General features: G+C 55.1%; 9 protein-coding genes. 6 read left to right on the forward strand and 3 right to left on the reverse strand.

The features are described from left to right. Nucleotides 1-25 precede the first annotated feature (25 nt). The 6 genes from B5F12_RS07795 (at nucleotide 26) to B5F12_RS07820 (ending at nucleotide 6,908) form a co-directional block, all read left to right on the forward strand. Nucleotides 26-2,140 carry a heavy metal translocating P-type ATPase gene (locus tag B5F12_RS07795; RefSeq protein WP_087232797.1) on the forward strand — a complete coding sequence of 705 codons (2,115 nt, stop codon included), beginning with the start codon at nucleotides 26-28 and terminating at the stop codon, nucleotides 2,138-2,140. A 232-nt stretch (nucleotides 2,141-2,372) separates the two neighbouring features. Continuing rightward, a complete protein-coding gene (locus B5F12_RS07800; RefSeq protein ID WP_343286318.1) occupies nucleotides 2,373-3,365 on the forward strand; it encodes an iron chelate uptake ABC transporter family permease subunit in 993 nt (330 codons plus the stop codon). Next, nucleotides 3,362-4,339: an iron chelate uptake ABC transporter family permease subunit gene (locus tag B5F12_RS07805; protein WP_087232800.1), complete on the forward strand. Its 978-nt coding sequence runs from the start codon at nucleotides 3,362-3,364 to the stop codon at nucleotides 4,337-4,339. The genes B5F12_RS07800 and B5F12_RS07805 overlap by 4 nt, the downstream gene beginning before the upstream one ends. Nucleotides 4,340-4,341: 2 nt before the next feature. Beyond that, entirely contained in the window at nucleotides 4,342-5,094 is a 753-nt protein-coding gene (locus tag B5F12_RS07810) for an ATP-binding cassette domain-containing protein (protein WP_087232803.1), read from the forward strand. 46 nt (nucleotides 5,095-5,140) lie between these two features. Further along, nucleotides 5,141-6,145, forward strand: a complete 1,005-nt coding sequence (locus tag B5F12_RS07815; protein WP_204221508.1) for an ABC transporter substrate-binding protein — start codon at nucleotides 5,141-5,143, stop codon at nucleotides 6,143-6,145. 91 nt (nucleotides 6,146-6,236) lie between these two features. Continuing rightward, the gene (locus tag B5F12_RS07820; RefSeq protein ID WP_087232809.1) at nucleotides 6,237-6,908 is read left to right on the forward strand and encodes a peroxiredoxin; all 672 of its coding nucleotides are present in this window, start codon (nucleotides 6,237-6,239) and stop codon (nucleotides 6,906-6,908) included. A gap of 482 nt (nucleotides 6,909-7,390) precedes the next feature. Here B5F12_RS07820 and B5F12_RS07825 read toward each other — a convergent pair whose 3' ends face one another. From B5F12_RS07825 to B5F12_RS07835, 3 genes are all read right to left on the reverse strand, one after another. Next, nucleotides 7,391-8,626 (reverse strand): hypothetical protein, encoded by a 1,236-nt coding sequence (locus B5F12_RS07825; RefSeq protein WP_143482359.1) that lies wholly within the window; start codon nucleotides 8,624-8,626, stop codon nucleotides 7,391-7,393. Further along, nucleotides 8,596-9,018 (reverse strand): hypothetical protein, encoded by a 423-nt coding sequence (locus B5F12_RS07830; protein WP_087232814.1) that lies wholly within the window; start codon nucleotides 9,016-9,018, stop codon nucleotides 8,596-8,598. Before B5F12_RS07830 ends, B5F12_RS07825 begins: the two co-directional genes overlap by 31 nt. 410 nt (nucleotides 9,019-9,428) lie before the next feature. Further along, complete coding sequence (locus tag B5F12_RS07835) at nucleotides 9,429-10,889, reverse strand: IS1182 family transposase (RefSeq protein ID WP_242954921.1); 1,461 nt, start codon at nucleotides 10,887-10,889, stop codon at nucleotides 9,429-9,431. Nucleotides 10,890-11,142: the final 253 nt, after the last annotated feature.

Consider the following 11,142-nt stretch of genomic DNA (forward strand, 5'->3'; position numbering starts at 1 on the left):
CCCTCTTTTCGTGAAGGAGGAATCTATGAACGCAACCATATTGCACGAAAGCCGGGGGCGCATCCGGTTCCGGCTGCGGCAAAAACAAATGACGCTCGCTCAGGCGGATCTGCTGGAGGCATGGATTCAGGGAAAGTCCTGGTGCCGGCAGGTCACCGTCCATGAGCGAACCTGCTGCGTCATCCTGTACTACGATGGGACTCGCCAAGCCGTGCTGAACGAAATTCGGCATTTTTCCTGGCAGGAGGCGGAGCGGACCACCGCACTGCCCGCCCACAGCAGCCGGGCGCTGAACCGGGAATTTGAGGAGAAACTGGTAACTAAGGTAGTGTGCAAAGCCGCCTGTACCCTGTTTCTCCCACCTCCATTGCGGATTGCCCGCATACTCTGGCACATGATCCCCTTTGTACGGCGGGGACTGCGCTGCCTGCTGCGCCGCCGCATCAAGGTGGAGCTGCTGGATGCCCTGTCTATTTCCATTTCTGCCTGCAGAAGGGACTTCGGAACCGCCGGAATGGTCATGTTCCTGCTGGAGGTGGGCGAGCTGCTGGAGGAGTGGACAAGGAAGAAATCTGTGGCGGATCTGGCCCGGTGTATGTCGCTGAATGTGGACCGGGTCTGGCTGCGCACAGCCCAGGGCGAAGTGCTGGTCCCTGTGTCCCAGATCCAGCCGGGGGATGCAGTAGTCGTCCGCGCCGGCGGCATCGTCCCCGTGGACGGCCTGGTGCTGGAGGGGGAGGTCACCGTCAATCAGGCGTCCCTCACCGGCGAATCCATCCCGGTACCCAAGCACCCCGGAGGCGCAGTCTATGCCGGCACCGTGGTGGAGGAGGGCGAGTGTGTGCTGGAGGTGAAGCAGGCCTCCGGTCAGAGCCGCTATGACCAAATCGTTCACATGATCGAGCAGTCAGAGCAGATGAAGTCGGAGGCTGAGAGCAAGGCTGCCAATCTGGCGGACAAGCTGGTGCCCTATACCTTTGTAGGGAGTCTGCTGAGCTTCGTCCTCACCCGGAATGTAGCACGGGCTTTGTCGGTGCTGATGGTGGACTTCTCCTGCGCCCTGAAGCTGGCCATGCCTCTGGCCGTCCTCTCTGCCATGCGGGAGGCGGGACGGGCCCATATCACCGTCAAGGGCGGCAAGTTCCTGGAGGCGGTGGCGGCTGCCGACACCATCGTTTTCGACAAGACCGGCACCCTGACCCACGCCTGCCCCCGGGTGGCTCAGGTGGTGTCCTTCGGTGGCAAAGAGGAATCCGAAATGCTGCGGCTGGCTGCCTGTCTGGAGGAGCACTTCCCCCATTCCATGGCCAACGCCGTGGTGGAGGAGGCCAAGCGCCGGGGCCTGCGCCACGAGGAGTACCACTCCAAGGTGGAATATCTGGTGGCTCACGGCATCGCAAGCACCGTCGATGAGGAGCGAGTCCTCATCGGCAGTGCCCACTTCGTCTTTGAGGATGAGGGCTGCGTCATTCCGGAAGGCGAACAGGAGCGCTTTGATGCCCTGCCGCCGGAGTATTCCCACCTGTATCTGGCGGTGGGGGGGCAGCTGGCCGCTGTGATCTGCATCTCCGACCCGCTGCGGGAGGAGGCGAAGGAAGTTCTGTCCACCCTCCGTGCTCTGGGGGTCACCAATACCGTCATGCTCACCGGCGACAGTTACCGCACCGCCGCAGCCATTGCCGCCCAGGTGGGAGTGGATGACTTCCGCGCCGGAGTCCTTCCGGCGGACAAGGCGGAGTATGTGGCAAGGCTCCGCCGGGAGGGACACACCGTGTTGATGGTAGGCGACGGCATCAACGACTCGCCGGCCTTGTCCGAGGCGGACGCGGGCATCGCCATCAGCGACGGCGCCGCCATCGCCCGGGAGATTGCAGACATCACCATCGCTGCCGACAGCCTCTGGGAACTGGTAGAGCTGCGCCAGATCGCCATGGCTCTAATGGCGCGCATCCACTCCAACTATCGCTTTGTCATCGGCTTCAACGGCGCCCTGATCGCTCTGGGTGTGGCAGGAGTCCTGCCACCCGCCACCTCCGCCACGCTGCACAATCTTTCCACCCTGGGCGTCAGCCTGCGGAGCATGAGCCGGCTGACTGCTCAGACGCAGTCCACTCAGGGCAACAATTTGCAGAATGGATAAAAAAAGATTTCTTTCCGCTTGGTAGCTTGTGCTTTTTGCGCGGTTGCACATAGCTAACTCGATATGCTATAATACACTCACGATGCGCAGTGCGTGATGCATGGTAAGTCCAATCGCCCCTGCGCATCGTTTTTTACAATACAGTTAGCCATTGCTAACCACATTGAAGAAAGGGGAGGATTGTATCAGACCGTATCGATCTACCATTGTTCTTTCTGTTCTGCTGCTTATATTGTCCGGCTGTTCACTGTTTGTGGGCGTGATTGACCTGACGCCGGGCGAGCTTCTGGCGGGCAATTTTGAGCAGCTGGAGATTTTCATCATCTCCCGGCTGCCGCGCTTGCTGGCCATCCTGTGTACCGGAATCGGCATGAGCGTAGCAGGGCTCATCATGCAGCAGCTGTGCAGCAACAAATTTGTGTCCCCAACCACCGGCGCCACCATCTCCTCGGCCCAGTTCGGCATCCTGCTGGCGCTCCTGTTTATGCCGGCCTCCACACTGTGGAGCCGGGCCATCTTCGCCTTTGCCACGGCGATTCTGGGCACCTGGATCTTCGTCTGGTTCATTCAGCGCATCCAGTTCAAGGATGTGGTGATGGTCCCTCTGGTGGGCATCATGTTCGGCAATGTCATCGGCGGCATTACCAACTATCTGGCTTACAAATATGAGATGACCCAAGCTCTGTCCTCCTGGCTGGTGGGCCACTTCTCGCTGGTGCTGAAAGGCCGGTATGAGATCGTCTGGCTGACGGTCCCGCTGGTGGTGCTGGCCTTCCTCTTCGCCAACCATTTCAACATTGTGGGACTGGGCAAGGATTTTTCCAAGAACCTGGGTGTCCCGTATAACCTGGTCCTCTTTTCCGGGCTCACCATCGCTGCCATGATCACCGCCAGCATTGTGGTGGTGGTTGGTTCCATCTCCTACATTGGACTGATCGTGCCCAATGTGGTGGCCATGTACAAGGGAGACAAGATCCGTGGCACACTGGTGGATACCGCTCTGTTCGGCGCCATCTTCGTGCTGGTGTGCGACATGATTGGCCGGATCGTAATCGCCCCCTACGAGCTGCCCATCGAGCTGATCGTGGGCATCCTGGGAAGCCTCATTTTCATCGCCCTGCTGTTTTACCGGCTCAAGCACGGCCGGAAGGCCATCCGTCTGGGCGGCGCCGGAACAAGCTGCTGCTCCACCATGCCCAACCTGAAGGGAGGTGCAGACCAGTGAACACCGCTGCTGTGCGTGCCAACCGGCGCAAACTTCTGATTTTAGTGGTCCTCGTTCTGCTCTGCGCAGCGGGATATATGTTGGTGGAAGTCAACTTTTCTAATCCCAAACTGTTTGCCTACGCCATGAAGATCCGCACCCCCAAGCTCATTGTTATGCTCATTACCGCCTTTTCCATTGGCGGCGCCTCTCTGGTATTCCAGTCTATCATCAACAACACCATCGTGACCCCCTGCCTGCTGGGGATGAACTCCCTGTATACCCTCATCCACACGGCGGTGGTGTTTTTCCTGGGGTCTGCCAGCGTGGTGGCCTCCAATGCCAACCTGTCCTTCGCAGTGGACGTGGTGCTCATGGGCGTTACCGCCACCATTATCTACAGCTGGATCTTCAAAAAGACCAAGCACAATGTGCTGTATGTGCTGTTGGTGGGCACAGTGCTGACTTCGTTTTTCAGCAGCATTCAGACCACTCTTACCCGGGTCATGGACCCCAACGAGTACGATACCCTGCTCAACACTTTGGTGGCCAGCTTCAGCAACATCAATTCCGAAATCATCGTCTTTTCCCTGATCCTTCTGGCCGCCGTTATCTTCGCATTGCGAAAAGAGCTGGCCCTGCTGGATGTGCTGACCCTGGGCAAGGAACAGGCCATCAACCTGGGTGTGGACTATGACCGCTGCATCCGCCGCCTGCTGCTGGGCGTGACCCTCTGCATCGCCGTGGCCACCGCCATGGTGGGACCCATCTCCTTTTTGGGGCTTATCATCGCCAATCTGTCCCGGCAGCTGCTGAAAACCTTCCGGCACACCCAGTTGGTGCTGGGCTCGGCCCTGTTCGGCATGATCGTGCTGGTGGGCGGACAGCTCATCGTGGAACATGTGTATTCCTACTCCGTGCCGGTGAGCGTGTTCATCACCGTGGGCGGCGGCCTTTACTTCCTCTATCTCCTCCTGACAAGAAAGAAGGTGTGACCATGCGTGTACAGGAATTGACAAAACAGTATGACGGGAAAACCGTGGTGGACGGCGTGAGCTTCGCCATTCCCAAGGGCAAGGTGATTTCCCTGATCGGCCCCAACGGTGCGGGCAAATCCACCGTTATGGGCATGATCTCCCGGCTCATCGCCCACGACAGCGGACTGGTGGACTTTGAAGGCAAGGACATTGGCAAATGGAAAAGCAAGGAGCTCTCCAAGCGCCTTGCCATCCTGACCCAGTCCAATAACATCCAGATGAAGCTGACCGTGCGGGAGCTGGTGACCTTCGGGCGCTTTCCCTATTCAGGCAACCGTGTCACCCCAGAGGATCAGAAGATCATCGACCGGGCCATTGCCTACATGGAACTGGAGGAGTTCCAGGATCGCTTCATCGACGAGCTCTCCGGCGGCCAGCGGCAGCGGGCGCTGATCGCCATGGTCATCGCCCAGGACACCGAGTATGTGCTGCTGGATGAGCCCACCAACAATTTGGATATCTACCACGCCACCAACATGATGAAAATCGTCCGCCGTCTCTGCGACGAGCTGGGGAAGACGGTGATTTTGGTGCTGCATGAGATCAACTATGCGGCATTCTATTCCGACTATATCTGTGCCTTCAAGGACGGAAAAATCGCTAAGTTTGGCACTGTGGAGGAGGTGATGACGAAAGAGAACCTGTCCCAGATCTATCAGGTGGACTTTGAGATCCTGACCATTGCGGGCAAGCCTCTGTCCATCTACTATTGACCCTTATTTTCAGTACTTTTTAGAAAAGGAGTAACCAAAAATGAACATGAAAAAGATGCTTTCTCTTGCCCTGGCCGGTGTGATGGCCCTGAGCCTCATGGCCTGCTCCGCTCAAAATGGCGGCGATTCTTCCGAGAATACCTCCTCGCCCAGCAGCAGCCAGTCCAGTGAGGAAACCCCTGAGTCTGTGACCATTACCAGCCTCAATGCCAACAAGGAGGCGGCGGAGCTGGAGGTGCCTTACGATCCCCAGCGTATCGCCATTCTGGATATGGCCTCGTTGGACATTCTGGACGCCCTGGGCGTGGGCGACCGGGTAGTGGGTACCGCCTCCACCAGTCTGGAGTATCTCCAGGACTACATCAATGACGACATTGCCAACCTGGGCACCATCAAGGAAGCCGATCTGGAAGCTGTCATGGCCTGCGAGCCGGATGTCATCTTTATCGGTGGCCGTCTGGCCTCCAGCTACGACGCCCTCAGCGAGATTGCTCCTGTGGTCTACCTGGCCACCGATACCGAGCTTGGGGTCGTGGAGAGCGTGCGGCAGAACGCTACCACCATCGCCTCCATGTTTGGTCTGGAGGACAAGGTGGATGAACTGATGGCCGACTTCGACGGCCGCATTGCCGCCCTGTCCGAATTTGCCGCCGGTAAGACCGCCATCGTAGGACTGGTCACCAGCGGCAGCTACAATGTGCTGGGCAATGACGGCCGCTGCTCCATGATTGGACGCGAAATTGGTTTCGAAAATATTGGCGTGGACGCCAACATCGACACCTCCACCCATGGCAACGAGGCATCTTTTGAGTTCATTGTGGAGAAGGCACCCGACTATATCTTCGTTCTGGACCGCGACGCCGCCATCGGCACCGACGGGGCAAAGCTGGCCCAGGAGATCATGGAAAACGAGTTGGTGATGGGCACCGACGCCTACAAGAACGGCAACATCGTCTATCTGGCTCACCCCGCCGTGTGGTACACCGCCGAGGGTGGTATCTCCGCACTGGACATCATGCTGCAGGATCTGGAGAGCGAGCTGCTGGGTTAACGCTGTTTCAGATGGAGTATTACGGCCTCTCTCCAAAGAACTCATATATCGTTTTCATCGAACTTGACTGCTAACGAAAGGAGCGCTTACCATGGATCAGGAAAACAGAATGCCTCTTATTGGCGACAAGGCCCCGTCCTTCGAGGCTGTCACCACCCAGGGTCCTATCAAATTCCCGGAGGATTACGCCGGCAAATGGGTGATCCTCTTCTCCCATCCCGCGGATTTCACTCCGGTCTGCACCACGGAGTTTATGACCTTCGGCTCCATGATCGACGAGTTCAAGGCTCTCAATACTGAGCTGGTGGGGCTCTCGGTGGACTCCATCTACTCCCACATCGCCTGGCTGCGGAAGATCCAGGAGCTGGAGTGGAACGGTAAGAAACACATCAATGTGACCTTCCCCCTCATCGAGGATATCCGCATGGAGGTGGCCAATAAGTACGGCATGATCCAGCCGGGACAGTCCAACACCCAGGCGGTACGGGCGGTGTTTGTCATCGACCCCAACGGCGTGGTGCGAACCATCCTGTACTATCCGCTGTCCACGGGCCGTAACTTTGACGAGATCAAGCGTATCATCCTGGCGCTCCAGAAAGCGGACGCCGACGCCTGCGCCACCCCAGCCGACTGGCGGCCCGGCGATGATGTCATCGTACCCACCGCCGGCAGCTGCGGCGTAGCCAAGGAGCGGATGGACAACCAGAGCGAGAATCAGTATTGCCTGGACTGGTTCATGTGCTTCCGCAAAGAGGCGAAGTAATACTAAGTTAATTCCCCAATAACAGAAAACCGGTCGAGATTTCATGCACGAGATCTCGACTGGTTCTTTTTTATTCGACACCATTTGTCCTTACTCACTATATACCGCTCAAGCTCGGCAAATATTTCTCTTCGTATGCACTCACCGCACGGTGGGTGCATTTTTTGTTTGTCGAAAAATGGCGGCCTCTGCTCAGCGTCCGGTATGTCCGGTCGCTCCATTGCCGCGACCCACCGCTCCGAAATTTGGTTCGCATCCAAATTTCAGAAGACGGAGTCAATCACCATGTACTTTCATAGAGAGGACTATCCTTATAGGATGCCTTGTGGGAACGGAAGTTGACCGTATGCCCCATATACTCCGGCTTGGATAAAATCTGCCCGACTATATAGCCGCTCCAGTTATACGGGTTGGGAAATTCCTTCCTGCTTTTCCAGACACCCATACCTGTCTCCTTTTATCCACTTTTCAATTTGCGAAACTTATTGTACCTTATCGAAATAAGACTGATGGTGTACCATAACATCGTCTAGAATTCCCGAATCATCAAAGCCAAGCCTCCAAGAAGCCAGGTCAAAAGAGTCATTCGTTTCGTAAGTAAGAACATATGCCTCAGAGCTATCGCTTGGCTGTCCATATAACTCTAACACATCTTCTCTGGTAGACCATCCCAGCATCAACCCACCGGGAAGGCGGAGTTCCGTGCCGGAAAAGTCGTAATTGCCATAGATTACATGGACGCCTCCCACCGTGCTTTCTGCGACAGGTATCGTGCTTTCGGTGGGGTTGAAAGCACAGACGCTGACAGTCTGTTCACGGTCATTGGTCAACGTGACCCATTCCCATTCATAGGACGCATACGGGCCTTCCGCGCCGGCCAGAGAAAGCCCGGCATCCTCCTCGGAAATCACCCATCCATCGTTCAGGAAAGCCGCAAGGGGAACCGGCAGCGTATAAACCGTATCATTGATTTGAATCGAAAAATTTTTCCAGTCATTCGAAAGTTCAGGGGATGGCGGGTACAATTCTGCCCCTGCCGCATCGAGTTCTGTCATAAATTCGAGCGTCATCAAGGTGGAGGTATGCGGCAGGTAGGTAACTTTCGCAAACAGAGCAAAGTCGTTCCCGCCCCACAGCGCGCGCCCTTCCTCGTACCTCTTTTCACTGATTTCAAAGGAATGCCGTTCGCCGGTCATATCTACGCCGCGCAAATAATAGGAGTCTGAGCTATAGTCTCCGATCCCCATCTCATAATCAAATTCCAGCCGCTCCAAATAGGCGGCTTCCGGGCGCTTGAGGTAGGGAATGTCCAAAACGAGCGGCCGGACAAGGAAGAAAGCGGCGGCGAGACAAAGCAGAATGCCTGCGGTTCTGCCAACCTTTTGCAGGAACGTTGTGTCCGGCTGAATCAGCAGTATGAATAAGACAAGGGCGATGATCACCGCCACCAGCCCCAAGCCGCCATAGACAATGACGGCTTGCATAAACCCTGTGATGCCGATGGCAAAGGCATCGGCGCTTGTAAACCATTCCACCACCGCGAGGATGGTGATCGGCAGAAAAAAGATGACGGCAGGGAACAAAATAAACCATTTTAACTCCGCCTTGCTTTTTTCGCCGCCGGGCGCTCTTTTGTCTGTTCGGTTCTCATTTATATTGTTCATTTTCTCTCTTGCTTTTATGAAAATCAGTGTTTCAAACGCTCCAGCGTCTCGCAAATCGCAAGCATCCCCTGTTTTTGATCTTTGATTTTGGCGGTGATGCTGTTGTTGACCAGCGACAATTTTATTTTGGTTTTCCCGCTTTTCGCTTTGATGATCCGCTGGGAAGGCAGTAGCCCTTTTTGTACGTTCAGTTCGTCAAACTGGTCAAACGGAATGCAGATTTTACCGTAAATATGCGAGATATCAAAAGTTTCCAACACTGCGATAACCAATGTTTTTTCTGTCACGCCAACATAACAATATACATTACTCAAAGCTCCCAGTGCCAACATTTCAGCCGTCCCAGACATCAAGGTTCCCCATGCTTTTCCCTGGTATGTTTCTCCTTCCGGGCAGATACTATCTAACATTTCATTCATATCTTTCTCGTTCATAAATAAAGTCATAAAATTCACCTCGTCGTTTTGCCCTCTAGTTAGTAGATCTGGTTCCGGTTTAATTATAACACTTAGCTGGTTTTTCGGTGTGAATTCAAGGTAAAACACTCGTAAATGTTAGGCAGAAAAGCCCCAACGATTGCCATATCCTTTGCTGTGTCTGATGTTTTTGTTTCTGATGCAAGCGTTCACGGATGGGGCGTACTATTACTTCTTCATTGAGCATATTAGCTCCTTTCGTTTCGTTCAGGCCAGTGGGGCGGAACGAAACGGGGCGGGGAGCGGCATCCCACACCCAGCCGCCGGCGCTCAAAAGAGCGGGGAACAATATGGGTGAGCCCTGATATATAAAAAGCGAGCCACAGCTCACTTCCATGAGCGTGGCTCGCTACAGCCTGTAGAAAAACCTGCTCCGGCAATTAAGCCAGAGCAGGTTTTTTGCTTGGAAACGAAAGCGGAAACGGAAAAAGCATCCAAACAGCAGCTACACTTTTCCCCCATCCTGTTTGTTTTCCGCCATCCGGCGCCGGATGGCGGCCATTCCATTTCCAAATGGCCAGCTTTTTCAGATTCATGGCAGCAAATTTAAGCTTCACCCAGTTTGTCACCTGGGCCAAGCCTCTGTACTGCGTGTAACGCATCCCGTGTTTTTCCTTCGCATCGGCAAACACACGCTCAATCTTCTCTTTTCGCAGCCGGTACAGTTCTTTGTACACCGCCATATGCCGCACGTGCTCTGCCATCTCCACATAGTCCTGCCAGACATGGCGCAAGACTGTTTTCTCGCACTTGGCGTTCTCGGTGCACATCCCTCTGGTGGGACAGCTCTTGCAAAGATAGCCTCGGCTTTTGTATTCCCGGTAGCCCTCCCGGTTTGTGGTGGAATAATGCAGCGCACGGTATTCCGGACAGATCACATCGTCAAAGTATTCATCATACACATAGGCCCACCAGGGGTGTCCGTTTCCTTTGGTCTTGGGGCGGGTATAGCAGGTGGAAAGAACGCGGCCGCTGTCGAAGATTCTCTTGCAGATCCAGGGGGTTTTGTAGGCGCTGTCCGCCACCACGGTTTTGTGCTCGGGGTAATACTGGCATACTTCATCGTACAGAGGATCAAAGGCTACACTGTCGTGGATATTGCCGGGAGTGACGTGAACACCAACAACAAAATTGTGCTTGTCACATGCTGTGTGCGCTTCGTAGGCAAAGCACTTTTTGTGCTCCCCCTTGTGGAATACACCGCTTTCCGGGTCGGTGGTGGACACCACCGTTTCCTTCTCCTCCGGCGGCTTTTTGTCGCTGTCATCGGAAAAGGGCTTTTTCCCGTGTTCCTCCCGGTCCTTGTTCACTTCATCGAACAGCTCTTTTGCGTACCGCTTTGCCTGCTTGGGGACCGCCTTTTTGGCCTGCTTTTTCAGATTAGCACTTGCCTTAATGTGGGTTCCGTCCACAAAAATCGCTTCTGTGTCCAGATATCCTTCCTCTGCCGCGGCTTTCAACACCCAGCGGAACACATATTCCACCGTGGCGTGGTTGAATCGGTGCTTGAAGTTGTAACTCACTGTGGAGAAGTGCGGCACTGCTTCGTTCAGCGGATATCCGATGAACCACCGGTATGCCAGATTCATGCTCACTTCCTCCAGGGTTCGGCGTAGGGAAGAAATTCCATAGATATGCTGGATCAACACGATCTTGAACAGCACCACCGGGTCAACGCTGGGCCGGCCGTTGTCCTCGCAATACAGATCCTCCACAAATTCGTAGATTTTCTTGAAGTCGATGGCGTCGTCGATTTTCCGCAGCAAGTGATCCTGCGGGACCATGTTCTCCAAACTTACAAATTCCAGCTGCTCTCGATTTTCTGCGTTCTTTACCAGCATTTTTATCACCCTACACCATTATACCGCATTTTCTCTCTCAATACGAGAAAAAGGCCACCAAAAGGTGACCTTTTTCGACAGGCTGAAGCCCGGAGGAAGCATTTGCTTCCTCCGGGCTTTCGTCTTAGTTTGGCGGGTTCTTCGGTCTAAGAAGAACTTAGTTGCCGCGGCGCTTGCGCACCACAGTGGCAGTGCTCAGAGCCACCACAGCGGCACCCAGAGCGGCCACATACAGCATCAGCTGAGCGGAGTC

Origin of the sequence: Pseudoflavonifractor sp. An176 (assembly GCF_002160435.1) — a bacterium.
GTDB classification, from domain to species: Bacteria; Bacillota; Clostridia; order Oscillospirales; family Oscillospiraceae; genus Enterenecus; species Enterenecus faecium.